At 72.8% G+C, this 26,425-nt stretch carries 16 protein-coding genes; 9 read left to right on the forward strand and 7 right to left on the reverse strand.

Annotated elements, in window-relative coordinates:
• Positions 1 to 221: 221 nt before the first annotated feature.
• A complete protein-coding gene (locus ACLQ2X_RS00325) occupies positions 222 to 1,628 on the reverse strand; it encodes a pyridoxal phosphate-dependent aminotransferase (RefSeq protein WP_425678842.1) in 1,407 nt (468 codons plus the stop codon).
• A gap of 310 nt (positions 1,629 to 1,938) precedes the next feature.
• On the opposite strand from ACLQ2X_RS00325, the gene ACLQ2X_RS00330 reads away from it, so the two are divergent.
• From ACLQ2X_RS00330 to ACLQ2X_RS00340, 3 genes are all read left to right on the forward strand, one after another.
• On the forward strand, positions 1,939 to 3,423 hold the full coding sequence (locus ACLQ2X_RS00330) for an alpha/beta fold hydrolase (protein ID WP_425678843.1): 1,485 nt from the start codon (positions 1,939 to 1,941) through the stop codon (positions 3,421 to 3,423).
• Positions 3,424 to 3,462: 39 nt separating this feature from the next.
• On the forward strand, positions 3,463 to 4,668 hold the full coding sequence (locus ACLQ2X_RS00335; RefSeq protein ID WP_425678844.1) for a cytochrome P450 family protein: 1,206 nt from the start codon (positions 3,463 to 3,465) through the stop codon (positions 4,666 to 4,668).
• A gap of 183 nt (positions 4,669 to 4,851) precedes the next feature.
• Entirely contained in the window at positions 4,852 to 7,878 is a 3,027-nt protein-coding gene (locus ACLQ2X_RS00340; RefSeq protein WP_425678845.1) for an amino acid adenylation domain-containing protein, read from the forward strand.
• Positions 7,879 to 7,951: 73 nt separating this feature from the next.
• Here ACLQ2X_RS00340 and ACLQ2X_RS00345 read toward each other — a convergent pair whose 3' ends face one another.
• Genes ACLQ2X_RS00345 through ACLQ2X_RS00360 form a run of 4 tightly spaced genes read right to left on the reverse strand, consistent with a single transcriptional unit; the run spans position 7,952 to position 13,390 of the window.
• Positions 7,952 to 8,695: a class I SAM-dependent methyltransferase gene (locus ACLQ2X_RS00345; protein WP_425678846.1), complete on the reverse strand. Its 744-nt coding sequence runs from the start codon at positions 8,693 to 8,695 to the stop codon at positions 7,952 to 7,954.
• Entirely contained in the window at positions 8,692 to 9,885 is a 1,194-nt protein-coding gene (locus ACLQ2X_RS00350; protein WP_425678847.1) for a thioester reductase domain-containing protein, read from the reverse strand. The genes ACLQ2X_RS00345 and ACLQ2X_RS00350 overlap by 4 nt, the downstream gene beginning before the upstream one ends.
• Positions 9,882 to 10,079: a hypothetical protein gene (locus tag ACLQ2X_RS00355; RefSeq protein WP_425678848.1), complete on the reverse strand. Its 198-nt coding sequence runs from the start codon at positions 10,077 to 10,079 to the stop codon at positions 9,882 to 9,884. Before ACLQ2X_RS00355 ends, ACLQ2X_RS00350 begins: the two co-directional genes overlap by 4 nt.
• A gap of 50 nt (positions 10,080 to 10,129) precedes the next feature.
• On the reverse strand, positions 10,130 to 13,390 hold the full coding sequence (locus ACLQ2X_RS00360) for a condensation domain-containing protein (protein ID WP_425678849.1): 3,261 nt from the start codon (positions 13,388 to 13,390) through the stop codon (positions 10,130 to 10,132).
• Positions 13,391 to 13,613: 223 nt separating this feature from the next.
• Here ACLQ2X_RS00360 and ACLQ2X_RS00365 point away from each other — a divergent pair, with 223 nt between their 5' ends.
• On the forward strand, positions 13,614 to 14,351 hold the full coding sequence (locus ACLQ2X_RS00365; RefSeq protein WP_425678850.1) for a thioesterase II family protein: 738 nt from the start codon (positions 13,614 to 13,616) through the stop codon (positions 14,349 to 14,351).
• Positions 14,352 to 14,690: 339 nt separating this feature from the next.
• Here the strand turns inward: ACLQ2X_RS00365 and ACLQ2X_RS00370 are convergent, their stop codons facing one another.
• Together ACLQ2X_RS00370 and ACLQ2X_RS00375 are read right to left on the reverse strand one after the other, a co-directional pair.
• Positions 14,691 to 16,460 (reverse strand): non-ribosomal peptide synthetase, encoded by a 1,770-nt coding sequence (locus tag ACLQ2X_RS00370; protein ID WP_425678851.1) that lies wholly within the window; start codon positions 16,458 to 16,460, stop codon positions 14,691 to 14,693.
• A gap of 22 nt (positions 16,461 to 16,482) precedes the next feature.
• Positions 16,483 to 16,689: an MbtH family protein gene (locus tag ACLQ2X_RS00375; RefSeq protein ID WP_425678852.1), complete on the reverse strand. Its 207-nt coding sequence runs from the start codon at positions 16,687 to 16,689 to the stop codon at positions 16,483 to 16,485.
• 174 nt (positions 16,690 to 16,863) lie between these two features.
• Here ACLQ2X_RS00375 and ACLQ2X_RS00380 point away from each other — a divergent pair, with 174 nt between their 5' ends.
• The 5 genes from ACLQ2X_RS00380 to ACLQ2X_RS00400 are packed head-to-tail and all read left to right on the forward strand — an operon-like array spanning position 16,864 to position 26,394.
• Positions 16,864 to 17,886 carry a threonine aldolase family protein gene (locus tag ACLQ2X_RS00380; protein ID WP_425678853.1) on the forward strand — a complete coding sequence of 341 codons (1,023 nt, stop codon included), beginning with the start codon at positions 16,864 to 16,866 and terminating at the stop codon, positions 17,884 to 17,886.
• A complete protein-coding gene (locus tag ACLQ2X_RS00385) occupies positions 17,883 to 19,298 on the forward strand; it encodes a condensation domain-containing protein (RefSeq protein WP_425678854.1) in 1,416 nt (471 codons plus the stop codon). The genes ACLQ2X_RS00380 and ACLQ2X_RS00385 overlap by 4 nt, the downstream gene beginning before the upstream one ends.
• On the forward strand, positions 19,291 to 22,041 hold the full coding sequence (locus ACLQ2X_RS00390; protein WP_425678855.1) for a phosphopantetheine-binding protein: 2,751 nt from the start codon (positions 19,291 to 19,293) through the stop codon (positions 22,039 to 22,041). The genes ACLQ2X_RS00385 and ACLQ2X_RS00390 overlap by 8 nt, the downstream gene beginning before the upstream one ends.
• On the forward strand, positions 22,041 to 25,055 hold the full coding sequence (locus ACLQ2X_RS00395) for a non-ribosomal peptide synthetase (RefSeq protein ID WP_425678856.1): 3,015 nt from the start codon (positions 22,041 to 22,043) through the stop codon (positions 25,053 to 25,055). Before ACLQ2X_RS00390 ends, ACLQ2X_RS00395 begins: the two co-directional genes overlap by 1 nt.
• The gene (locus ACLQ2X_RS00400; protein ID WP_425678857.1) at positions 25,045 to 26,394 is read left to right on the forward strand and encodes a hypothetical protein; all 1,350 of its coding nucleotides are present in this window, start codon (positions 25,045 to 25,047) and stop codon (positions 26,392 to 26,394) included. Before ACLQ2X_RS00395 ends, ACLQ2X_RS00400 begins: the two co-directional genes overlap by 11 nt.
• Positions 26,395 to 26,425: the final 31 nt, after the last annotated feature.

The raw sequence follows: 26,425 nt of genomic DNA on the forward strand, positions 1-26,425 counted from the left end.
GGCGGCACCGTCATGCGGTTGCCCGACTCCGGGGGCGCGAGGTTCGCCGACCCAGGGACACGCGACACCGGGACACGCGACACCGGGGGACACGCGACACCCGGGGGACACGCGACACCCGGGCACGCGACGGCGGGGCGCACCACGGCGGGCGGCGCACCACGGCGGGCAGCGCCGGTCCGTCCCGCGCCGACGGCGCGACGGTCACCCGCGGGCGAGGGTCACCCGCCGAGGCCCCGCAGGACCGAGCGGGTGCGCAGCATGGTCTCCTCGAAGCGGGCCGGGTCCATGGCGACCGTGAGCCTCGTTTCGAGGAGGCCACCGCCGTCGGGCCGGCGCAGGAGCCGGGGGTCCGCCACGAACGTCCGCAACGGGTAGCAGGTCACCTGCTGGGTGAACAGACTGACGCATTTCTCCCGGTCCCCGGGCACGGTGGGGCCGACCCGGAGGCCGACCACGCAGTTCATGCAGCCGGGTCGCTTGGAGTCCCACATCCAGTAGTCGCCCAGGATCTCCTTGGCCAACTGGAAGTTCGCATCCACCGTCGCCCGCATCCGGCGCAGGTCCTCGGCATGCGTACGGTCGGTGCCGGTCACCGTCGGGCCGCCGGCGTGCAGCCGCGCCGAACAGTTCAGGTCGGCGGCCGCGGCGCTGGCCAGCAGCAGCGGCGGGCAGCCGCCGAGCACGGCCATCGAGTGCGTGGCGACGATGTCGGCGGAGGCCACCAGATATCCGCTGCGCAGGCCGCTCACCGCCCGGCGCTTCGACAGGCTGTCCACCACCAGACATCGCCCCGAGGTGATCCACTGGCCCATCCGGGGGCAGGTCCCGTTCGGCATCGGGCTGCCCGGGATGGTGCTGTCGGAGAGGATCTTGTCGACCACGAGCACACCGCCCAGTTCGAGCGTCGCCGACCCGATCTGGTCGAGCTCCTCGGGCAGGTAGCGGGCCCCTGTCGGGTTGTTCGGCGAGGTCAGCAGGACCACGTCCGGGCGGTACCGCTCCAGCGCCGTGATCACCTCGGCCGCCGACGGCACCATCGCCCGGGGGTCGGCCGACCACACCTCGCGGAAGCGGAAGCCCTCCTGCAACAGTGCCTGGAAGATCAACGGTACCTGGGGGCCCAGGACCAGGGCCCGGGTGCGGCCCTGCCGGCGCAGGGCGGCCAGCGCGATGTGGATGCCCTCGTGCGCGCCGCCGGTCATCGCCACGTTCTCGCGGCCGATCTGCCAGCCGTTCACCGCATTCTCGTAGTTGACCACCGCGTCGCGCAGCGACGTGTCGCCGAGCGGCCCGGTGTAGGTGTTGATCTCCCAGTAGTTCGTCGGCCTGAACTCCCGCAGCGCGTCGATGAACATCCGCGGGGGAGTCAGCTGGTTGGTGCCCGACGACAGCTCGAACTGCCCGACGTACATGCCCTGACTGTTGACGTAGAGGCTGTTCTCCAGCCAGAAGTACAGCGTCGACCGCCAGTCGATGTGGTCGATCTCGCCCCCGAGCACGCCCCCGGGATCGTTCGCCGGGCGCGCCGACGGTTGGGGTGCGCGCGCGCCGTCGACGATCACGCTCGTCATCCGCTGGCGCCACTCGGCCGGCTTGGTTGCCAGGTGGCCGTCTCGGTCATGCACGACGCACTCCTCTCCGGCGGGAATCGCCAAGGGATCGCCTACCGCTGCCCATGCGCTCGTGGCGGCGATGCGGTCGCGGTGCGCGGCACCGCCTCGAAGCCCGTATCGCTGCTCCCCCGGCTGTGCACGCCGTCGGGGACGGCTGCCGATGCCAGTCTGCCGACGCGCCGCGCGGTGGATGCAGGGATCTGTTCGAACTCTGTTTCTCCGGCGGCGCCGGCCGTAGCCGCGGCTAGCCTGCTGCTGAAAGGACTGCGTCCATCGATGCCCTCCGGCCAGGTATCCCGCCGGCCGGACGAAGGAGGGGGATATGGCGTCGCGTGATCTGAACCGCACCCGGACCCGGACCCGGGCCCTGGCGATGACCGCCGTGATGGCGCTCGCCGTCACGGTCTGCCCCGCCACAGCGGCCAGCTCCGAAGCGCAGGCACCGACCGGCGGACTTGCGTGGACCGCCTGCGGTGACGGATTCGAGTGCGCCTCACTGCCCGTGCCACTGAACTATGCCGACCCGACGTCGACGAACATCCACATCGGATTGCTGCGGCTGCCCGCCAAGAACGGGGCCGCCAAGGGGTCGATCGTTGTCAACGCCGGCACGCAGGACGCGACAGGCACCGCGTACGTGCGGTACTTCGCGCCGGCGTTCACCGAGATGAACCGCGAGTTCGACATCATCGGCCTGGACACCCGCGGCACCGGAACCAGCCAGCCGCTCGTGCGGTGCACCACCTACGAGGAGAACCACGCGCTGGAGGCGCCGCTGTCCGCCTCGCAGACCCTCGCCGACCGGGGCCAGCGGGTTCGGGAGGCCCACGCGCTGGCCGCGAAGTGCCAGGAGCGCAGCGCCGCCCTGCTGCCGCACCTGAGCAGCACCACGTCGGCGCGGGACCTGGAGCGTCTGCGGATCGCGCTCGGCGAGCCCGGCCTGCGCTTCATCGGTCTGTCCGGCGGCGCGATCCTCGGCCAGAACTACCTGAAGATGTTCCCGAAGCGGGTGACGGCGATGGTCCTGGACTCGCCGCTGGACCCCGAGCAGTACATCAACGACCCGTTCGCCTTCGACATCGCGCAGATGCAGGCCACCGAACGCACACTCGACACCTTCTTCCGCTGGTGCAGGAACACCCCCACGCAGTGCGCCTTCGGCGCGGGGGACCCGCGGGGCGCCTTCGAGCGACTGCTGGCCAAGACCCGGCAGAACCGGCTCGACAACCCGGGCAGGTGGGACGTCGTCACCGACGGCTCCTTGATCGACTACGTCGGCGGGGCGATGCTGTTCCCGCAGAACTGGCCCGGATTCAGCCAGGAGCTGGCGCAGATCGACGCGCAGCCGGTGCCGACGGTGCCGCTGCCGAGCGGGGACGACCGCGGGTTCGCGCAGTACTACTCGCAGTCCTGCCTCGACCGGGCGCTGCCGAAGGATCTGAAGCCGTACGACAGGCAGTTGCTCGCCTCGTTGCGCTCCACCCGGTACCTCGGCGGCCGGTACGGGTACGCCGAGATGAAGTGCCAGGCCTGGCCGGCGACCGCGGCCGAGCGGACCAGCGGACCGTGGCGCAACCCGACCCGGCAGCCGGTGCTCGTCGTGGCCGCGACCGACGACCCGCTCGCCCCGTTCACCCACACCCAGCGGGTGGCCAGGCGGCTGCACGCCGACGTGGTCGTGCTGAAGGCCAGCGGTCACCTGCAGCTCGGCCGTACCCCGTGTGTCGACTCGACCGTGCGGACGTTCCTGTCGACCGGCAACGCCCCCGATCTCGGGCTGTGCGCGGTGCCGCTGCCGGGTCACTGAGCCCTCGTCCGACGTACCACCCCACAAGGAGGGAGCACCGTGACGGTTAGCGTCCAGCAGCATCCGCTGTTCACCCGCGACTTCATCGTCGATCCCTACCCGGTCTACGCCCACCTGCGTGACCACGAGCCGGTGTCGAAGGCACCGTCCCCGCACGGCTTCGACATGTGGACGCTGGCTCGGTACGACGACGTGAAACAGTCGCTCGTCGATCCCCGGCTCAGCCGCGACCTGCGACTGGCTCCGCCCGGCGTGATCGAGTACACCGGCGGCAGTGACCAGCTGACAAACAAGAACCTGCTGTCGGTCGATCCGCCCGACCACACGCGCATGCGCAAGCTGGTGCAGTCCGCGTTCACCGGCCGGCGGGTCCGGGAACTCGAAGGATGGGTCGAGGACCTGGTGCAGCGGATCCTCGACGGCATGGAGGGCCGCGAGCAGGTGGACCTGGTGCACGCCTTCGGGTTCGCACTGCCGTTGACCGTCATCAGCCACCTCATGGGCATCCCGGTCGCCGACCGGCCGAACTTCCGGCGGTGGATGGATGGTCTGGTGATGTCCGGCGCCGGGCAGGCCGCGCGGGACCGGCTGCGCGAGTCGCAACGCAACCTCGCGGCGTACTGCCAGGACCTCATCGCACGCAAGCGCAGCCAGCCGGAGAACGACCTGGTGACCGCCCTGGTCCAGGCCGTGGACGAGCAGGACGCGCTGAGCATGGAGGAACTGATCGGGGTCATCTTCCATCTGCTCATCGCCGGGCACGAGACGACCGTCGCGCTGCTGTCCACAAGCGCGCTGCTGCTCATGTGCCACCCCGAGCAGCGGGCACAGCTCGACGCCGACCCCACGCTGTGGCCCACGGCGGTGGACGAGATGATGCGCTTCGAGTCGCCGATCGGGGTGTCGCTCGCGATCAGCACCGAGGACATCGAGTTCAGCGGCACCACCATCCCGAAGGGTGAGGTGGTCGCCGGCCTCCTCGCGTCGGCCAACCGGGACCCGCGGCGGTTCACCGACGCGGACCGCTTCGACGTCACCCGGACCGACAACCAGCACCTCGGGTTCGGCGCCGGGATCCACCGCTGCGTCGGCGCGCTGCTCGCGCTGACCGAGGCCAGGATCGCCCTGCCGGCGCTGCTGACCCGGTTCCCCGACATCCAGCTGGCGGTGCCGCCGCAGGACCTCAGGTGGATGCCGACACCGCTGTTCCGGCAGTTGCAACAACTGCCGGTGCGGCTGAACTAGCACACGCGCGCCGCCCCCGGTCTGGTGCCGGACCGGGGGCGGCCACGCCGCGACGCCGGGTCGGGCGCGACCTCGGGTGGCGCACCGCATCCGGACCGCTCCGGCGCCGGCACACCGGCCCCGGAGAAGAGCGGCAGACAAGGCCTCAGGTAAACGTCGACAACTCACCGGGCGGTTTTGCTGATGACGACGACATCCCTCGACATGTTCGCCCAGCCGGTCGACCCGGTCGCTGCGCGCGACGCGGAGCGGCTGGTCGACCTCCCCACGAAGTTCGCGCGCGTCGCCGCGGCGCACCCCGACGCGGTCGCCCTGCGCTGGAGCGGCCGGCCCTGGTCGTACGCGACCCTTGCCAAGCGTGTCGACCGCTACGCCGCGATGCTCGACGACCGCCTCCCGCCGGGAGGGTGGATCGCGGTGTGCGCCAGCCGCAGCCCTGAGGTGATCGCGCTGATCCTGGGCGCGTTCCAGGCGGGCCGGGCCGTGGTGCCGCTGGAACCGGAACATCCCATGCCCCGGCTGCGCCTGACGCTTGACGACGCGCAGCCGGCGCTGCTCGTGACCGACCACACGGCGGCGCGTGAACTCACCATCGGTTACGAGGCCGACAAGGCGCTGCTCGACGAGCTGGCCGCCGAGGCGGTGCTGTTCGACGTCGAGGGGCGCACCGCCCCGGACCTGGACGACATCGCCTACGTCATCTACACGTCGGGTTCCACCGGGCAGCCCAAGGGCGTCATGGTGCAGCACCGCCAGTTGGCCACGTTCGCCCGCGTCGTGGAGACGGGGGACCCGGCGGTCGGCCCCGGCAACACGGTGTTGTCGGTGGCCAGCCTGGCCTTCGACATGATGGTCAGCGACATCTTCGTACCCCTGGCCAACGGTGCGACAGTGGCGCTGCCGCCCGGCGGGTTGAAGCAACGCGAACCCTCGGTGCTGCTGGAGTGCATCGAGACCCACCAGGTCGACACCGTCTACGCGACCCCGTCGCTGCTGCAGATGCTCGTGCTCGCCGGACTGGGCGACAGCGGTCGCCGTCGTGTCCGGGTCATCACCGGCGGCGAGGCGCTCAGCCGTGAGTTGGCGACCACGCTGCTCACGCGGTGCTCGCGGCTGTACCAGGGCTACGGACCCACCGAGACGACGGTGCTCTCCTCGTACCACCGGGCCGACGACCCCGGGTACCTGCCGCTGGGCAGGCCGGTGGCCGGGACGTCGTACTACCCGGTGGACGACGACCTGGAGATCGTGGGGTTGAACGTGCGCGCCGAACTCGCCATCGGTGGCGAGATGGTGGCGGCCGGCTACCACAACCGGCCCCGGCTCACCGCCGAGCGGTTCCGCCCCGACCCGTACACCGACGTGGCCGGCGCGCGGTGCTACCTCAGCGGCGACCTCGTCCGGGTCGACTCCTCCGGCGGGGCGATGTTCGCCGGCCGCAAGGATACCCAGGTCAAGGTCCGCGGTCACCGCATCGAACTCACCGAGGTCGAGACCGCCATGCTGCGCCAGCCGGGTGTGCGGCAGTGCGTCGCGGCCGTCGCCAAGGACCCGTCGGGCAACAACGAACTGATCTCCTACCTGGTCGGGGAGGTCGACCCGGCGCAACTGCGCGCCCGGCTGCGCGAGGAACTGCCGCTGCCGATGGTGCCGACCCGCTTCGTCGTCCTCGAGAAGATCCCGCTGACCGTCAACGGCAAGCCGGACCGGGACGCGCTGCTCGACGACGGCCGGGACGAGCCGGTGACGCCGGAGAGCAAGCCGGCCGGCGAGTTCGAGACGCGCATCGCCCAGATGTGGGGCGAGGTGCTCGGCGTCACGTCGGTCGGCGTCGACGACGGCTTCTTCGACCTGGGCGGGCACTCCCTGCTCGCCATGGAGATCGTCGCGCGGATCCGCGGTGAGTTCGGGGTCGACCTGCCGGTGTGGGAGCTGTTCACCGTGCCGACCGTCCGGGCCTGGGCCTCGGCGTTGGCCGAGGCGATCCAGGAGGGCGACGGCGGCGACACCGGCGCCCGGTCGGCCCCGGTCTCCTTCGCCCAGGCCGCGCTGTGCATCGCCGAGCAGGTCGTACCCGGTGTCACCTCGCCCGGCTTCGTGGTGGGCGCGCGGTTGCGCGGCCCCGTCGATGTGGGTGAGCTGCTCTCGGCGCTGCAGACCGTCATCGAGCGGCACGAGATGCTGCGGGCCCGGTTCGAGCTGCGCGGCCTCGACTCCGTGCAGGTGATCGAGCCGGCTGCGGACATCGACTTCGAGGAGGCGGTCACCGACGACGCGGCCGGCACCCTGGCCACCGTACGCCGGTGGGCCGAGCGTCCGTTCGACCTGGCGGCCGGGCCGCTGTTCCGGACGCTGCTGGTCGAGGAGACGGGCTCCGACAGGGCGCTGTACCTGTGCTTCCACGACGCGATCTGCGATGTGGCGTCCGCCTCGGTGGTCCTGGCCGACCTGGCCGCCACCTACGGCACCGCGTTGCCCGGCGCGGCCCCGGCCGGCGGCGAGCCGGCCACCAGGGGCAGCCTGAGCTTCACCGACCTCGCCCGCGCGCAGCGGGGGCAGGGCAGCGGTGACGCGGTGGCCGATCTGGTCAACCAGTGGCGTGCGCGGCTGCCGCGGCAGGCGTCCGGGCCCGTCGGGTCGGACCACCGCACGGCGACCCGCCGGATCCTGCTGTCCGAGGAGCAGCACGCGTACCTGCGCAAGGTGGCCGACCAGCACGACGTCGACCTGGCCACCGTGCTGCTCGACCGGCTGCGGACCGCGATCGGGGCGACGGTGGGCGCCCTCGTGCTGGACGGGCGCGGTGAGGACACCCGGCACCTCGTCGGGCCGCTGGCCTCGACGCTGCTGGTGCCCTTCACCGGCGAAGGGCTCGACGCCGTCCGCGCCGACGTCGCGTGGGCGCTGTCGCATGCCGTACCCGCGGAGCTGCTGGCCCTGCAGTGGCACGGCGGTGAGCGGCTGGCGGCGGTTCCCGGCGTGGCCGTGGTGGCGCGGGCCCCGCAGGCGCCCGTCGCCTGCGCCGACGAACGGGTGACGCTCGTTCCGCTGGAGCCGCAGTGGCCGGACGGGCCGTCGACGGCGCGTACCGGTGTGGTGGCGTCGCTCGAGTTCGTCGACGCGGCGGCCGGTGAGCTGCCGGTGACGCTGCAGTACCGGCCGGGCCTGGTCAGCGAGTCGGCGCTGGACGGGATGCTGCGGGGTCTGTGAACGGGTGACCCGAAAGGGACGGCCAGCCGATCGGCTGGCCGTCCCTTTTCGTGTGCTCGCGGCGGGCCCGCTGTCACGCCTGCCGGGAGTCGTGCTGGAAAACGCTGATCTGCCGGTTGCTCGTGCGGTTGTAGGGGCTCTTGTCCCAGTTGCCGTAGCGCTTCACCAGGCGCAGCCCCGCCAGCCTGGCCATGAGGTCCAGCTCGCTGGGCCAGAAGTAGCGCATCATCACCGGGAACATCTGGATGCCCTGCTCCGACACGATGATGGTCTGGGTACGGATCCGCTGGGTCGAGGGGTCGTGCATCGCGGCCTCGATGAAGACGCGGTTGCGTTCCACCCCGCCGGTGTTGAGGGTGCGCCCGGCGCTGTCCGAGCGGGCGATGTCGGGAAGGTTCGTCTCGACGACCAACATGCCGTCCACCGCCAGGTGCTGTGCGGCCAGTTGCACCGTCCGCAGCTGCTCCTCCTGGGTCAGCGCGCAGAACAGCGAGTTGAACACGGCGTAGATGAGGTCGAAGTTGCCCTCGACCGGCATCTCGGTGAAGCTGCCGAGGACGACGTTCACCTTCGCGCCGTCAGCGCGCGAGCGCAGTCGGGCGAGCATCCCGGGGGAGTTGTCCATGCCGGTCACGTCGTAGCCGCGCTGCGACAACGGACGTGCGATCCGGCCGGTCCCCACACCGAGTTCGAGAATGCGTCCCGCGCCGGCGTGCTCGGCGAGGAAGTCCACGGTCTGCCCGGTGTCCAGCAGGGACGAGGTCAGATCGTCGTAGTACGGTGCGACGTGGTCGTAGTCGGGGGCTGAGGAACTCACCGGAATCCTTCCGTGGTCGGTGCCGGAATCTCCTTGCGCCGGTGCCCGGTGCGCAGGTAGGTCTGGAACGTCGGCTCCGTGAGCCGGGGCGGGTTCATGCCGTGGGCGACGAGGATCGCCTCGGTCTCGGGAGAGTGCAGGTTGGCCTGTGCCTCACCGGGCAGCCCACCCTTGGGGATCGCCGAGGCGATCGCCTGCACCGCCCGCGAGCCCCCGTCGGCGTGCTGGCGCAGCCGTTCCCGCCACTGCGCGAAGCCCATCGTCGGGAGGCGGTAGCCGGCCCGCCGCAGCCAGCTGAAGACGTCCGAGTAGGTGACCTGACCGGGTGGCAGGATCTGGTACGGGCGGTATCCCTCGGTGGGCAGCTCGCCGAGCATGATGGTCGCCTGGGCGACGAGGTCGACCGGCAGCCAGCTCGTCGGTGCCCGCATCAGTGGCACGGCGCCGAGCTCCAGGCAGGCGGAGATGACCAGCCAGGCGTAGTCGTTCGGGTTCGACACGCCGGTGCGGGAGTGGCCGGCGAGGGCGCCCATCCGGACGGTCCGCACGTCCACGCCCCGCTGCGCCGCCTGCTCGACGAGCAGTTCGGCGATCCACTTGCTCTTCGTGTAGCCGGTGGTCATCGCCTCGAACGCGCCAAGCGGTGCCGGGTCCCGCAGCCGTTCCCCGTCGCGGGCGTTGATGTCGATCGTCGACATCGTGGAGATGTGGCAGAGCCGTTTGGGGCGGCCGGTCACGGCCAGGCGCAGCATCTCCACGGTGCCGCCCACGTTGGCCGCCTGGACCTGGTCGAACGGGAACGCCAGGTTCACGAACGCGCCGCTGTGGTAGATCAGCGACACCTCCTCGGCCAGCCGGCGCGCGTCGTCGGGGGCGAGGCCGGCGCCCGGCTGGGACAGATCCCCGGGGACCGCCCGCAGGCGCCCACGCCACTCCTCGTTCCACAGCTCCGCCTCGATGAGCGCCTGGCGGAGGCGTTCGTCCGCGGTGCCCGCGCCGGGACGGACGATGCAGTACACCGTGCGCTCCGGCCACCGGCTGAGCACCTCGTCGGCCAGGGTGGCGCCGAGGAACCCGGTCGCGCCGGTCACCAGGACCGCGCCCGTGTCCGGGTCGGGCGTGCCGGCGGGACGTACGTCCGCGGGCAGGTCCAGGTAGGGGCGGAAGGCCGCGGGGACCTCGGAGGTCACCACGGCTCGTCCCAGGGGTCGGTGGGCTGCGCCGGCCCGGCCGCGTCCGGCCGGGGGTCCCGCACCGGCGGCGGCGTGACCGGCGTCTGTCGTTCGGTGCTCGTCCCGGCCGGCCGGGACGGGTCGTTCAGGGTAGCGGCGAGCAGGTGTTGCAGGTCCTCGCCGGAGAACTGCGGTGGAACTACCGTGCGCACGACATCTTCCTTCCCGTCTGTTCCGTGCGTGGAAGCGGGCGGTGGGTGCTTCAGGGGGCCGCCGGTGCGGTGGTGAGATCGGCGACGGCGGCGGAACCGTCGGCGACGAGGCGGCGCAGGGCTTCGAGGACGTCGCCGAGGATCCGCCGGGCGGTGTCCGGCTGCCACTGGCATGCCCGGTACTTCAGCGTGAGCCCCAGCCGGCCGTCGGCCTGCAACACGGACAGCTCGAGGTCGGTGCTGGCCGAGTCGTGGGGCACGATCTCGCCGCCGTCGATCCGGCAGCCGTCGAGCTCCAGGCCGGTGCGGTCGGAGAACACGTTCAACACCAGGTACCGCCCGCGGCCGCTGGCGATGACGTGTTGCTGGCCGATGCTGGCCAGGGCCTCGCTGACGGGCACCGCCTGGTGGGCGTACGCGTCCAGGGTGACCTGCCGACTCTGCGCCACCAGGGCGTCCCACGTCAGGTCGGGGGTGAACCGGTACCGCAGGGTCACCAGGTTCACGAACGTGCCCATCACCCTGGTGTCGGCCTCGTCGCGACGGTTCTCCGCCGGCGACATGAAGCTCACGTCGTCACTGGCGGACCAGGCGCGGGCGGTCGCGGCCACGGCCGCCGCGACGACCACGAACGGGGTGGTCCGGTTCCGGCTCACGTACTCGTCGAGCGCACCCGCCAGCGCCGGGTCGGCCTCGACGGTCGCGACCGCGCCCCGGAAGTCGACGGTGTCACCGGGGTCGTCGTCCGCGGTGAACTCCGCCGGCCGCATGCCGTCCAACTGCTCGCGCCAGTACGCCAGCTCGGCGCGCCCCGCCGCGGACCCGCGCCAGCGCAGCTCGCGCAGGATGGCGGCGCGGTACCCCTGCGGCGGGTCCAGCTGCGCCGCAACACCGCCCACCCGCTGCCGGTAGTAGGCGCTCACCTCCGGCAGCATGACGCGGGTGACGCCCCAGTAGTCCATCACCAGGTGGTGGAACGACAGGAGGATGTCGAACCGGTCGTCGCCGGTGAACACCACGAGGCAGCGGAACAGCGGCGCCCGGCCGATGTCGAACCCCGTGGTGGCCTCCTGCCGGGCGAGCCGCTCCGCGCCGTCGGCGTCGGTCCGGTGCACGGTGACGCGTACCGGAGCGTCGGGGTGCACGTGCCGGACGGCGTTGTGCGCCTCGTCCGCGCCGTAGCTGGTCCGCAGGATCTCCTGCCGTCGCACGACCCGGTTCAACGCCTCGTCCAGCGCCGCCACGTCGAGCGGGCCGGCACCCCGGATCCGCAGCGTCATGGTGTTCACCGAACTGCCTGGGGCGAACTGTTCCATCAGCCAGAACGGCTGCTCGTGGCCGGACAGGAACGACACGGTGTCCGGATCGGCCTCGGACTCCTGGTCCACCTCGGCGTCGAGCAGGGACAGGTCGCCCTCGCCGAGCTGCTCCAGCTGCGCCAGCACCTCGTCCATCATCGGGAACTGGGCCTCCAGTTCACCGGCCAATTCGGACAGCACCGAGTGTTCGAAGACCATGAGCAGCGGTACGTCGACGTCGAACTCCTCGCTGAGCCGCTGGACCAGTCGTGCCGCCAGCATCGAGTGCCCGCCGGCGACGAAGAAGTCGTCGTCCGGCGCGACCTCGTCCTGCTCCAACAGCTCGCGGCACACCTCGACCAGGTGCCGCTCCACCCGTGAGCCGCTCGCGGTCGCGGTGTCGCGGCCGGCCCGACGCTCCTCGGGTCGCCGCCAGCGCAGCCGCCCGTCCGGCCGCCGCCGCACCCGGACGCCGGGGATCGCACGGCCGTCGACGAGCAGGTCGCCCTCCACACCGACCGGGGCCTCGCCGCCGCCGCGTTCGACGACAGTCGCGGTGCCGGACACCGCGGAGACGAAACCGTCGTCGTCGAGGCGGCACCACTGCCCGTCCGCCTCGACCTTCTCGCCGGTCGCCGGGTCGGTGGCCGCCGCGACGGCGAGCGGGGCACCGGGCCAGGGGATGGGGACCTCGTCCACGGGCGTACCGGGCTGCCGCATCGCCTGCTCGGTGAAGACGCCCAACTGGCCGAGGAAGGTGCGGACGGTCTCCTCGTCGAAGATCGCGTCGTCGAACTCCGAGCTGGCCACGATGTCGTCGCCGACCCACTCCAGGTTCACCAGGAGATCGACCCGGGAGCGGGTACGCGGCAGGCGCGCCGGCGACAGGTCGCAGCCGGCGAGCACGTCGCCGCGGAAGGACAGCGGCGGCGCGTTGAACACGATCTGCACCAGCGGTGGCCGGCTCGGGTCGCGTGCCGTGATGACCCGGCTGACGACCTCGCTGAACGGCACGAACTGCGTCTCCTGCAGGTCGAAGGAGGTCTCCCGGGCCTGGCCCAGCAGGTCCAGGAAGGTGGTGTCGGATCCCGTGGTGGCGCGCACCGGCACGAAGCAGGCGAACGGGCCGATGCCGTCCTCGAAGCCCTCCGGCCGGCCGCCGGTGCCGACACCGAAGACCATGTCGTCCAGCTGGGCGTAGCGGCGCAGCAGACCCGTCATTCCGGCGAGCAGGACGTGGAAGGGGGTGACCCGGCGCTCGGCGGCGAACCGGCGCAGCCGCGGCACCACGCCGGCCGGGAAACGCGCCTCGGTGAGCCGGCCGTGCGTGCCCTTGACCGGCGGCCGGGGATGGTCCGTGGGCAGCTCGGCGCTTGCCGCACCGCCGTCCGCGGTCAGCTTCGCGACCACCTCTGGCAGCAGTTCGTCGACCCGCTGCCGCCGCTCGTCGCGCGCGGTCCAGGCGATGAAGTCCGCGTACGTCCGCTCGACGGGCGGCAACGTCGGCTCCTGGCCGGCCAGCAGCGCGGCGTACACGTCGCCGAGTTCCTCGAACAGCAGCGCCAGCGAGCCCGCGTCGATGATCGCGTGGTGGAAGCCGATGACGAGCAGGTGCCGTCGGTCACCGGTTCGGGCCAGGCCGTGCCGGACCGGAGGGCCGGCGGTGATGTCGTAGGGCCGCTGGACCAGCGCGGCGCCCCACACCAGCGCCTCCTCGTCGGAGGCGTGCTCGACGACCTGGAAGGACACCTCGGTGTCCGGTTCCGCACGCAGGTGCAGTTCGCCGTCGCGCAGTTCGAAGACGTACCGCAGCGCCTCGTGGCGGCGGGTCAGGATCTGCCAGGCCCGCTCCAGGACGTCGACCCGGAGGTCCCCGTCGATCCAGAACGCGATGTCCTCGTTGTAGATGGCGGCGGCCGGGTCCATCCGGTCGACGACCCACATCTGCTTCTGTACGGGTGCGGCGGGAAGGAGTGCGGTGGCTGTCACGATGTGGCCTGCGGTGGCTGTCACGATGTCACCTCGGCGGGCGCGGTGACCACGGCAACGGGGTGGATCTTCATCGCCTCGGCTCCTCGACACGATCGGAGGGTCGGAACGTCCAGCGCACCCGACCGTACGAAATCGCCCGCCCCGTCACCGGGTCCGCGACACGAGCGTGAAAGACGCGCGGGATCCTGTCGCCGACCTGTCACCGGACCGGGGGCGGGGGCCGGCGGCGAACTACGGTGCGAACGTGGCCAGACAGAGAGATCCGCAGAAGTGGTTGTTCGGCAAGGTGTCGGACGAGGCGGACACGGTGGTTGTCTGCTTCCCGTACGCGGGCGCCGGTGCGTCGTCGTACCGGCGCTGGCCGCGGGTGATCAAGGCGGGGGCGGTGGCGGCGGTGCAGCCACCGGGCCGCGAGAACCGGTTCGGCGAGCCGCCGTTCCAGACGCACCGCGAGTACGGTGCGGACCTCGGCGCCTTCCTCGCCGGGTTCACCGACCGCGAGTACGTGTTCTTCGCGCACTGCGGCGGTGTGCCGTTCGCGTTGGAGACCATCCGGTGGCTGGTCGACCACGGCCACCGCGCTCCGCGCAAGCTCGTCGCGTCGTCGTGGGGGCCACCCCACCTTGACCTGTACGGCGGGCTGAACAAGGTGGACATCGAGAAACACGACTTCGTGGGCGAGATCCAGGCCGTCCAACGGGGCCTGGGCAATCCCGACATGCCGCTGGAGTTGGCGAAGATCGGCGCGAAGGTGCTGCGTCAGGAGGTCGAGGTGCACCGCCCCTGGCGCTACGACGCCACCCGTCGGGTGCCGTGCCCGGTGGTCGCCCTGGCGTGGGAGGAGGACGACGTCGTGCCGCCGGCCGAGGCGGTCCACCCCGCGTGGAGCGACGTCGCCGACACCGAGTTCCGGACGTTGCCAGGTGCCCACTGGGCGTTCGCGTCCTGCCCGGACGACCTGCAGGTGCTGCTCGCCGAATAGCTCACCGCCGAACGGACGCTTGCGTCGGGGGGGGGCGGGCCCCCCCCCCCCCCCCCCCCCGGGGGCGGCCCCCCCCCCCCCCCCCCCCCCCCCCCCCCCCCCCCCCCCCACCCCCCCCCCCCCGGCCCGGGGGCGCGGCGCCCGCGGGGACACCCCCGCGGCCGCGACGCGTGTCCGGCCACCGGTGGTGCCGCCGGCCGCCCTTCGCACCTGACGCCGGCCTTCGCACGTGACGCCGCCCTTCGCACATGATGTCGCACGTGACGCCGCCCGGCGCACGACGATTGCCCGAGAACGCCGCACGTCGCGGTCGTCTCGGGCAATCGTCGTCGTGGTGACTCAGCCGGCGCCCAGGTGGGCGGCCAGCTCACCGGGGGTCGGGTGCAGCAGGATGTCCTTGGCCGACACCGTCCGTCCCAACCGCCTGCTCAGCTCCCGGCCGGCCCGGGTGGCGAGCATCGAGTCGCCGCCCAGGAGCAGGAAGTTGTCGCCGGCGGTCATGGACTCGATTTTGAGCAACCCGGCCAGGACCGACGCGACCACCGTACCGATCTCGTCCGTCGCCGACTTCGGCGCCGCGTCCGGGTGGGGCAGCGCGAGCCGGTCGATCTTGTCGCCACGGTTGCGGGGAAGCCGGTCCATGCGGACGAACGCGGCCGGCAGCATGGCCGCCGGCAGCAGCTCGGCCAGCGCGGCGCGCAGATCGCCGTCGGTCATCACCCGCTCGGTGACGACGTAACCGACCAGCTGCTGGCGTCCCGAGGCCGTGTCGACCGCCGCGGCGGCGGCCTCCCGCACGCCGGGGCAGGCCAGCAGGGCCCGCTCGACGTCGGCCATCTCGACGCGCACGCCGTTGATCTTCACCTGCTCGTCGATGCGGCCGCGATGCTCCAGCATGCCGTCCGGCCGTACCCGGACCAGGTCGCCGGTGCGGTACACCCGGGCGCCTGGCGTGCCCGCCTCCGGGTCGGGCAGGAACTTCTCCGCGGTCTTGCGCGGCGAGACGTACCCGATGGCGATCTGGGTGCCGCCGACCAGCAACTCGCCGATGCCGCCGGGCGGGACCGGTTCGTCGGTGGCCGGATCGACCACCCGCCACGTCGCGCCCGGCCAGATCCGCCCGATGGGCGGCGGGCCGGTGCGATCGGCGGCGGTCGCCGTGGCCGAGGTGACCCGGTTCTCCCACGGGATGACCGACGAGGTGACGATGTTCACCTCGTTGGCTCCGTACCAGTTCCCGACCTCGAACGGCAGGTCGTACCGGCCCCATTCCCGGACCCGGTCACTGCCGGTCAGCATGAGGCGCAGCGCGCCGGGCGGCCACTGCAGCCGCGCCATCGCCTCGGCGAGCGGGGCGACCGCGAAGAACTGCGTGATGCCCTGCTCGCGCACCCACGCCGCGAGATCCTCGGGGGAGCCGACGATCTTGTGGGCGGGGATGGACAGCCGGGCGCCGGCGGCGAGGAACGGCCAGATGACCACGCTTACCGAGACGTTCGTGTGCGAGGGGAAGAGCCAGGCGCCGTGCTCCTGCGCCGTGATCCCGTGCAACCGCTGCTGCGTCTCGGCGGCGAACGACCACGTCCGGTGCGGAACCAGGACCAACTTCGGCTCCCCGGTGGAGCCGGAGGTCTGCACGAGGCAGGCCAGGTCCTCCGGGCCGATCTCCGGGAAGCGCACGGCTTCGCCGCCGTGGACCTGCGGGCAGTCGGTCGCGACCGGCTGCCCGTCGCGGTCCAGCCGGAACAGGGCGAGTTCGTCGGACAGGGCCGGCCCGACCTCGTGCGTGATCAGGGCCATCGGGGCGGCGACCTCGATGAAACGGTGCAGCCACCTCGGCGGTCCGTCCACGTCGAGCATCAGCGAACCGGCGCCCGCCCGCGACGCGGCGAGCAGCGCGACGATGAGTGCGGCGCTGCGCTGCATGTGCACCGCCACCACGTCGCTGCGGCGTACCCCGCGGCGGATCAGCGCCGCCGCGAGATGGTCGACGCGCTCCACCAGCTGACGGTAGGTGAGGCTGGTGTCGTCGTCGGCGACCGCGATCACGTCCGGCGTCTCCGCCGCGCGTTGCATGATCGTGCGATGGATGGGGGAGAAGTGCTCCACGTCGCTGCTCCCGTCCGTCCGGTCAGACGTGGGCCAAGCGCTTGCGGACACTCAGCGGACGCATGTCGGTCCACACCTGTTCGATGTGGTCCAGGCAGGAGTCCTTCGTGCCGCGGGTGCCTTCGGCCCGCCACCCGCTGGGCAGCGGCTTGTCGGCGAGCCAGATCGAGTACTGCTCCTCGTCGTTGAGGACGACGAGGTACTCGCGGGTGTCGTCGTTCTCGCTCATCGATTCCTCCGATCAACACGGATGCGTGCCGTATCTGCACGCTAGGTGCCGCCGGCCGGTCCCCCGGGCGGGGATGAAGGTTGCGGGACAGATCTGGACATGTCCGTGAAAGACCTGTGGCGCGCCGCCGCCGGGGCTCCGGAAGCTGGGTGCGGTCTACGAACGGGTGGAACAGTGGCTGATTTCCGATCTGACACGATCACCGTGGCCGACGCGCGGATGCGCGAGGCGATGGCGTCGGCGGCGGTGGGCGACGACTTCTACGGCGAGGACCCCACCGTCGCGGCGCTCGAAGCTGCCGCCGCGGCGCTTGTCGGCAAGCCCGCCGGTCTCTTCGTGCCCAACGGCACCCTGGCCAACACCGTGGCGATGCTCGCGCTCACCGTCGGCGACCAGGTCGTGGTGCACGCGGACTCCGACATCCAGATGTGGGAAGCCCACACCATGGCGAAGGTCGCGCATCTGCAGACGCTGCCGCTGCCGGGCGCGCGCGGACGGCTGGACCTGGACGCGTTGCGGCGGTGCCTGAGTGCCACCGACCCGTACGCCCCCCGGCCGGGCGTGGTCGCCATCGAGAACACGCACAGCGCCAGCGGGGGCAGTGCCTGGTCGCTGGCGGAGATCGCCGCGGTCGCGGACCTGTGCGCCGCGCACGGGGTGCCGCTGTACTGCGACGGTGCGCGGCTGTTCAACGCCGTGGTCGCGCGCGGTTACACCGCGGCGCAGGCCACCAGCCGCTGCGCCGCGGTCGCCATCTCGCTCTACAAGGGACTGGGCGCGCCGATGGGCTCGGTGCTCTGCGGTGCTCCGGAGTTCATCGACCGGGCGCGGACCCTGCGGCGCACCCTCGGCCTGACGTTCCGCCAGGTCGGTCACGTCGCGGCCGCCGGACTGGTGGCGTTGGAGAACGTCGCGAGCCTGGCCGACGACCACCGCCGGGCACGGCTGCTGTGGGAGCAGCTCGACGGGGTGCTGCCCGCCGATGTCCTGGGTGACCCACCGGAGACCAACATCCTGGCGCTGCGCTTCGGCGCGGACGCCGCGCACGTCGTCGACCTGCTGGCCGCGCAGGGCGTACGGGTCACGGAGGTGGTCCCGGGGGTCGTCCGTTTCGTCACGCACCGCGACCTCGACGACGACGCGGTCACCGCCGCCGTCGTCGCGATGCGGTCCGTGCTGGCCCGGGAGGTGCGATGAGTACGGCCACCGGACGCCCCGACCGGCAGCGGCGGCTCTACCGGCCCCACCCGGCGATGACCGGACGTCCGCTGGCGCCGCAGCAACGTGGGCTGTGGTTCCTGCAGCAGTTGCGCCCGGCCTCCGCGGAGTACAACGTCCAGATCGCGTTGCGCCTGCGTGGCCCACTCCGCCTCGACTGTCTCGAGAACGCGCTGAACATCCTGGTGATGCGGCACGAGCCGCTGCGCACCACCATCCGGGCCGACGCGTCGGGGCAGCCGCGGCAGTTCGTCTGGCCGACCCGGCAGGTGCGGCTTGAGCCGGAACACGTGCGGGCGCACGACGGGCGCGACGGGTTGGCCCGCGACATCGTGCAGCAGGAGGTCGGGCGGCCGTTCGACCTCGCCGGCGAGTGGCCGATGCGGGTGCGCCTCGTGCGGCTGGGTGAGGACGACCACCTGTTGGCGGTGACGTTCAACCACCTCGCCGTCGACGGCGTGTCACTGTCCGTCCTCTCCGACGAGCTGAGCACGGTGTACGAGGCGCTCGTCACCGGCCGCCCCGTACGGCTGCCCGATCTCGGCCTCACCTTCGCCGACTACGCCGCCTGGCAGAGCGCCCGGGGCATGGACGAGGCCGGCCTGGCGTACTGGCGGCAGGAGCTCGACGGCGTCGGCGACCTGGATCTGCCCGCGGACCGCACCGGTCACGGCGTCGGCGCCACCATGATCACCATCCGGCGCGAGGTGGCCGAGCAGACGGTACGGGACCTGACGCGACTGACCCGATCCGCGGGCAACAGCCTGTTCGCCGCCTGCCTGGCCGGCTACGCGTTGCTGCTGCACGGCAGCACCGGCCAGCGTGACTTCGCCATCGGCATGCCGGTGGCCGCACGAACCGACGCGGCCTGCGAGCGGCTCGTCGGCTGCTTCATGAACACCGTCTGCGTACGGTTCCGCATCTCGCCGGAGCTGACGGTCCGGGAACTGGTGGGCCGCACGGCGCGGGCGCTGGCCGGTGGCCTCGAACACCAGGCGGTCCCGTTCGGCGAGGTGGTGCGCGCGGTCCGTCCGGCTCGCGCGACGTCCCGGCACCCGCTGTTCAGCGCGTTCTGCTCCGCGGTGGACGGCGCGCCGCCGAGCTTCGCGCTCGCCGAGCTGGACACGGAGGTCGTCGTCGCCGACTACCCGGTGGCCCGGTTCGACCTCAACGCGACGTTCGCGCTGGGGCTGCGGCGCGCCGCCGTCCAGATGGAGTTCAGCGACGCCCTCTTCGAGCCCGCGACCGCGCAGCGACTGGCCGACCGTCTGATCCGCGTCCTGGACTGGGTCGCTGCGGACGGCGAACGGCGGATCGGCGCGGTGCCGGTGCTCGGCCGGGTGGAGCGTCACCACGTGCTCAGCCTGCTCAACGGGAGAGGCGATGGTTGATCGACAGAAGGCAATCCAGGCCCTGGCGCGCAGGATGGCCGCCGAACGCGTCGACGCGCCCGCCCCGCGGCCGTCCGGCGCGCGGATCCCGCTGCCGCCCGCACACGCGGCGGACCTGGCCGCGGGGCGTACACACCGGTTGCGACTGAGTGTGCCGACGCTCGACATGTCGCGGTTCGACGCGGCCCTGCATGCCGTCGCCGCGCGTCACGAGGCGCTCCGGCTCACCCCGGTCCGGGACAGCGGGCGGTTGTTCCTGGCCCCGGCGCGGCAGCCGGTCGCCCGGGTGCAGGACGCGTCGGAGTTGTCTCGGGCCGACCCCGAGCACCCGCTGCGGTGGTCCGCGCGGAGCGCGTCACCGGGGGTGGTGGTCACCCTCGCGGTCAGCGCGTACCTCGTGGACCGCGCGTGCTGGCCGATCCTGTTGCGGGACCTGGCCGAGGCGTACGCCACCGGCGGCCTGTCCGCCCGGTCGGACCTGGACTACGGCGACTACTGCTACTGGCTGGCGCATCGCCGCCCGGTGGACGCCGCGGCGGGGCGGGCTGTGGCGCAGGAGCTTGGGCAGCCCGGACCGGAGCTGTACTGGACGTTCGCCGCGGGTGGACCGGAGGTGGTGCATGGCCGACCCGTGCCGCGGCACGACCGGCCCCGCACCGAGGCGGTGGACGCGCTGGCCGCCGAGCTGGCCGGCGCGTTGCGTTCCTGCGGTTGGCGTGGCCCCGCGGTGCGGACCCGACGCCACCGGTTCCGGCCGCCGGCCACCCCGGTCGTCGGCCGGGTGGACGAGCCGATCTTCGGCCTGCTCTTCCCCGACCCGGACACCGGCCGTGCGGCCGGCGCCGCCGCGCCCGTGCCCGCCGTGCTCGACGCGCTCGACGCGGCCTGGCACCGCGCGGAAGAACCGTTGGTGCAGCTCGACGTGGACGTCGTGGACCTGCCCGCCCTGCGGTTCGACGGCAAACCCGTCGAGGTGGAGCCGCTGCTGTCGCCGGCGGCAGACGCAGGTTGGCAGTGCCTCCTGCTGCGGCAGCCGGACAGCGCCCGGCTCTACCTCGCCGGTCCGTCCCCGACCGTACCGGCGCTGCTCGACGCGCTGACCGGCGACCACGTCGACGGGAGGGTCCACAACGGCTCGGGCGCCGGGCCGGCCGTCGCGGCGTCCGGGCGGGTCCACCCCGATCCGCGGGCGCCCCGGATCGTGGCTCCGCCGCGCACGCTTTCCGCGGACGTGGTCGAGGCGGCGGTGGACCGGCGCGCGGCGCAGCTGCGTGACGCCGGCGTGCGACCGGGCACCCCCGTCGTCATCGAGGCGACGGCCGGCCCGGAGACGGTGGCGAATCTGCTCGCCGCGCTGCGTTGCCGCGCCGACGTGCTCGTCGTCGATCTGGCCGACCCGCCGGCCTGGCGGGACCGTCTGGTCGCCCACCTGCCCGGCGCGGCGCGCGTCACCGCCGACAACGTCGTGCATCCAGTAACCGCCGGCAACGTCGTGCATCCGGGCACCGCCGAGCGCGTCGGCGGCGACGGCGAGGGCGCGCTGCTGGTCGGGCTGTCCAGCTCGCCCGGCCCGACGGTGCTCGCCCGCGTCCCGCTACCCCAACTGCTCGACGGCGCGGCGGCGCTCGGCGGGATGTGGCACCTGCGGGAGGGCGACGCGCTCGTCGTGGACGCCGCGCGTTCCGCTGACGACCTGGTGCTCAAGGCGTTGGCGTGCGGACTGCACGGTGCTGACCTGGCGGTGCTGTCGGACCGCGACGGTGCCGAGGCGGTGGACCTGCTCGGTGAGTTCGCCGGCTGCGTCGTCGACGAGCACCTGCTCGACGACTGGGCGGTGCCGGCGCACCGGCTGACCGGGCTGCGGCGGACGCGGCGGGGCGTCGACCCCGCACCGGACGGCATCACCGCGTGGTGGACCGCGGAGGCGCCGGACACCCAGTGGCAGGCCACCGGCGACGGGCTCGTGCGGCGGTCCGGCACCGCGCGCCTCGTCGACGACAGCGGCCGTGGGGTGCCGGTCGGCGCCGTCGGCGAACTGGTGGTCCGCGTCCCGGCCGGGACGCGGTACCACGACGATCCCCGGCGGACCGCGGAGCGGCTGCGGCCGTGCTCCGGCGGTGGACGGGAACACCACACCGGGGTGCTGGCCGGTCGGCTCGACGAGAGCCTGCGGGTGCTGCGCCTGCCGTCGGACCGGGCGGTACGACGGCACCGAACCTGCCTGACCGACGCGTGGTGGGCGCTGCTGGACGGCGGTGTCGTGGCGACCCGGCCGCCCGGCGCACCGGCCGCGGAATCCGCCTTCGTGGTGTCGCCGAACCCGGTCGGCCCGGTCGACCTGCCCGAGCCGCTCGCCTCGGCGACCGTCTGCGTGGACCGGGCGGCCGACCAGCTCGACGCGGCCGGCGCCTGGGCGGTGGTGCGGGCGCACACCCGGCGCCCCCGTCCCCGGCGCGACGAACGGTGGGCCGCCTCGAAGGAGGCGGTGCTGGCGAAGGAGGTCGTCGAACAGATCCTCGGCGAGCCGGTGGGTCCGGACGACGACCTGTTCTCGCTGGGCGCCACCTCGCTGCAGCTGATGCGGATCCTGCTGCAGGTCAAGGAACGCACCGGGGTGGAGATCCCGCTCGCGCGCTTCTTCGCCGCCCCGTGTGTGGCCACGTTGGCGCAACTGATCGGGACGCCGACCGACGCGGCGTCGACAGCGCTGGAACTCCTCGACGAGATCACGGGAGAGTCTTGATGGACATCGTGCTGACCCCCAGCCAACACGACAGGCTTGTCGACACCCTGCTCGACGCTGCCCTGACGACCTACGGACGCGCCACGCTCACCTGCGATCCCGCCCTCACCCGCGGTGCGGTCGAGGCGGCGTGGCAGGAAACCTGCCGGACGAACCCGGTGACCCGAACCGTCGTCACCGGCGGCGCGGACACGCCCGGGATGACGCTCGGCGAAGCGGAGCCGGTCCGGTTCGGCGCATACGCCGACGAGCCGGCCGCCGACATCGACCAGGGTGGTCCGCTGTGCCGGCTGTTCGCCGCCGTCGACGGCGAGCAGGTCACCCGACTCGCGCTCAGCTACAGCCACCTCGCCCTGGACGAGCGCAGCGCGGAACTGCTCATCCGTGAGGTCGCCCGCGTGGCCGCCGGCGGTCCGCCCCGGCGCCTGCCCGACGGTGCGGACTACCGCCGCTGGGCCGACGCGCACCTGGACCGGGACGCGGCCGAGCGGTACTGGCGCACCGCGCTGCGCGAACTCGACGCCGCCACGCCGCTGTTCGACGAAGCGCGACAGCTGCCCGATCCGCGCCGGGACGTGCGCCGCGAACTGCCCGCGCAGCTGCTCGGCGACGTGGAGCGCACGGCCGCCGAGCTGGGGACACCGGTGCCGTGGCTCGTCCTCACCGCCTACTGCGCGGTCGTCGCCCGGTTCCGCGGCGGCGAGCGCTCCGCGGTCGGCGTACTGCTGGACACCCGACCCGAACAGCTCGCCGACGCCGTCGGCGTGTACGAGTCGACCCTTCCCCTCGTGGCCGGCCTCGACCGCCGCCCGTTGCCGCAGTGGCGGGACGAGCGCGTCGAGGCGATCCGGCGACTGCTGGACCACTCGCACCTGTCCCGCGCCGAGCGCAACGAACTGACCGGCAAGGGGCGGGGCGTGGACCTGTTCGACTCGGTGTTCGACCTGCGGCCGCCCTCGGCCGTCGCCACCGGCCGACCCGGACCGGTGGTGGCGTACACGGTTCGCGTGGAAGACGGCGTGCTGGTCGCCGCGTACGACCCGGCGATCGTCGCCGACGACCTGGCCGGGCGGCTGCTGGACTGCACGGTGGTGGCGTTGGCCGCGGTCGTCTCCGGGGACCGCCCGTCGGCTGACATCTGCCTGCTCGACGAGGCGCAGTTGCGGGCGGTGCAGCGGCACAACGCGACCGAGGCCACCTACCCGAGCGACAGTTGCCTGCATCAGCTCGTCGAGGAGCAGGTGGCGCGCACGCCCGACGCGGTGGCCGTGGTCTTCGAGGGGCGGACGATGACGTACGCCGAGCTGAACCGGCGCGCCAACCGGCTGGCCCACCAGCTGATCCACCGGGGCGTCCGCCCGGACGACATCGTCGGGCTGTGCGCGGAGCCGGGATTCGACATGTGCGTCGCCGTCCTGGGCATCCTCAAAGCCGGTGCCGCCTACGCCCCGCTGGACCCGTTCTTCCCGCCGGACCGGCTGGACTACCTGTACCGGGACCTGGACTGTTCGGTGGTGCTTGTGGAGCGGCACCTGGCGCACCTGCTCCCCGTCGACCAGGAACGCAACCTCGTTCTCGGCGGGACCGACGAGCCGGGCCGATGGCCGGACCACGACCCCGACGTGGCGGTCACCCCGGCCAACCTGTCGTACGTCATGTACACCTCGGGCTCGACCGGCCGCCCGAAGGGGGTGCTCATCGAGCACGGCGGTGCCGTGAACTTCCTGTGGTGGATGCGGGAGCGCTTCGAGCTGCGACCGGACCAGGCGGCGCTGCAGTGGACCGCGTACAGCTTCGACGCCGCGGTGTGGGAACTGTTCTGGCCGCTGGTGCTCGGCGCCCGGGTGGTGATGGCCCCCGCCAAGCTGCATCTCGACCTCGACCGGTTCGTCGACCTGATCGCCGACAACGACGTCGCCACGCTGCACTTCGTGCCCGCGATGCTGCAGACCTTCCTGTCCGCGCCGCAGGTGGAGCGGTGCACGTCGCTGCGGCACGTCTTCGTCAGCGGCGAGCCGGTCCCGGTGTCGCTGATGCGCCGCTTCCACGAACGGCTCAACGCGGACCTGATCAACCTCTACGGGGTCACCGAGGTGTCGATCGACTCGACCTACTATGTGTGCCCGCGCGGGGACGACCTGCCCTTCGTGCGGTCCGGCACCCCGCTGAGCAACACCCGCACGTACGTGCTGGACGAGAGCCTGCAGCCCGTTCCGTTCGGCGCCCGCGGCGAGGTCTTCATCGCCGGCGACTCGGTCACCCGTGGATACCTGCGCCGGCCGCAGCTGACCGGCTACCGGTTCGTGCCCGACCCGTTCCGGGGTGGCGGCGCGCGGATGTACCGCACCGGCGACGTCGCCCAGTTGCTGCCCGACGGGCACCTGCGCTTCCTCGGCCGCAGCGACCACCAGGTGAAGATCCGAGGCATCCGCATCGAACTGCTGGAGGTGGCCGCGGAACTCAACGCCCTGCCCTCGGTGCGTGAGTCGCTGGTCGTGCCGTTCGGGGAGGGCGCCGACCGCGGCCTCGTCGCGTACGTGATCGCCGAGGAGGGCGAGACCATCGACGTGGCGAAGCTCCGCGCCGGGGCGGCCGACCGGATGCCGCCGTACATGGTGCCCAACGCGTTCGTCGTGCTGGACCGTTTCCCGCTCAACAGCAACGGCAAGGTCGATCGGCCGGCCCTGCCGGACCCGGCGCGGGAGTTCTCCCGGCGGGAGGCCGGGCGGGAGCCGTCCGGGCCGGTCGAGGAGCGTATCGCCGAGATCTGGTGCCGGCTGCTGGGGCTGCCCGCGGTCGGCGCGGACGAGGAGTTCTTCGGCATCGGCGGGAACTCGCTGCTGGCGACGCAGGTCATCGCCGAGGTCCGCCGGACGTTCGACGTGCAGCTGTCGCTGCGGGAGTGGTTGGAGGCCAACACGATCGCCGAGCTGGCGGCGGCGATCCTGCGGCGCGGGCAGCGCGACGCCCTGGCCCACGAGGTGCTCGACGAGGTGGAGCTTGATGTCGCCTGACACCTCCGCCCGGTCCGTGGTCGACCGGCTCCGGGCGATGACGCCGCAGCAGCGTACGGCGGCCGTCCGCACGCTCGCCCAGCGCGGGCTGCTCGCGACGATCGACACCCCGCCGGTACGTCTCCCGGAGCCCGCCGACACCCTCACCCGCAAGCAGTCGGTGCTGTGGCAGCTGGACCACGACGGCCGCCACGGCGACTTCTACCACTGCGGTGCGCTGTGGTTCGCGCCGTCCTGCTCGGCGCGGGCGCTGGCCGACGCGTTTCAGGCGGTGGCGGGCGGGTTCGACGCGTTGACCCGCGTCGTCGACGTGCGCGACGGACGGCCACGCAGCGGACCGGCGCCGGTTCCCACACCGGTGCCGGTCCCGGTGCCGGCCGGCGTGCCGGACCCCGCGCGGTGGGTACGCCGGGACGCCGCGGCGGTGGCCTCGGGGCCGCTCGACCCGACCCGCAGCGCGGCGCAGGTGCGGGCGTACGACCTGCCGGACGGCTCGGGTGCCCTGGCGGTCGTGGGTCACGACATCCACCTGGATCACCAGGGCCTGGTCGAGGTGCTGGGTCCGGCGCTGGCGGCGCACCTGACCGGGGCGCCGCCGGTGCGCGAAGAGGTGGGCATCGGGGACGTCGCGGCCTGGCAGCAGCGCCGCCTCGACGACGGCGTGCTGGGCGCCGCGGTCGAGGGGCGCCGCTGCGCGTTGCGGGGGGCGCCGGTGTGCCCGTGGCCGACCGGCGGCGACCGCGCCGGCCGCCGCGTGGAGGTTCTCTCCGGTGCCCGGGCGGCGGAGCCACTGCGCGCCGCCGCCGCCCGGGCCGGCGTGTCACCGGCGACGCTCGCCTTCGTCGCCTGGTACCGGGCGCTGGCCGCCTGGGACCCGCGCGCCGGCGCCGTACCGATCGGCTGCTGCACCACCATGCGGCTGCGTCCGGAGTTGCGCACCACGTTGGGGAACCTGACCAACACGGTGGTCGTCCTGCCGGGCCGGCAGTGGCCCACCCTGGCCGGGCCGCGGCTGGTCGATGAGGCGCACCAGGCGATGAAGGAGGCCCTCGGGTCGGTGGACCTGCCGTTCGAGCTCGTGTTCGGTGACGGTGCCGTGGCCGACGAGCGGATCGGTGTGCGCTTCACCTTCGTGGAGAGCGCGCCGGCCGGCGAACCGCAGCCGTTGCGGGCCGAGGCGGTGCGCTTCGCGTACGCCAAGTCGGTGCTGTCCTGCGAGGCGCAGGTGGGGGAGGACGGCGGACTGCGGGTGTGGCTCGATCACCGGCCGGCGCAGATCGGCGCGCAGGACGCCGACCGGCTGGCGGCGTTGCTGCGCGCCGAACTGAGGAACCTGTAGTCGCGACGTCGGGTGGCCGGCGGTGGGTGGA

The organism is Micromonospora sp. DT31 (assembly GCF_049841795.1).
Classification (GTDB): domain Bacteria; phylum Actinomycetota; class Actinomycetes; order Mycobacteriales; family Micromonosporaceae; genus Micromonospora.

What these genes read in the sequence shown, in the direction of transcription:
- ACLQ2X_RS00330 (WP_425678843.1), top strand. Translation starts at nt 1,939, where the DNA reads ATGGCGTCGCGTGATCTGAACCGCACCCGGACCCGGACCCGGGCCCTG.
- ACLQ2X_RS00340 (WP_425678845.1), top strand. Translation starts at nt 4,852, where the DNA reads ATGACGACGACATCCCTCGACATGTTCGCCCAGCCGGTCGACCCGGTC.
- ACLQ2X_RS00375 (WP_425678852.1), bottom strand. Translation starts at nt 16,689, where the DNA reads ATGAGCGAGAACGACGACACCCGCGAGTACCTCGTCGTCCTCAACGAC.
- ACLQ2X_RS00385 (WP_425678854.1), top strand. Translation starts at nt 17,883, where the DNA reads ATGAGTACGGCCACCGGACGCCCCGACCGGCAGCGGCGGCTCTACCGG.
- ACLQ2X_RS00390 (WP_425678855.1), top strand. Translation starts at nt 19,291, where the DNA reads ATGGTTGATCGACAGAAGGCAATCCAGGCCCTGGCGCGCAGGATGGCC.
- ACLQ2X_RS00395 (WP_425678856.1), top strand. Translation starts at nt 22,041, where the DNA reads ATGGACATCGTGCTGACCCCCAGCCAACACGACAGGCTTGTCGACACC.
- ACLQ2X_RS00400 (WP_425678857.1), top strand. Translation starts at nt 25,045, where the DNA reads ATGTCGCCTGACACCTCCGCCCGGTCCGTGGTCGACCGGCTCCGGGCG.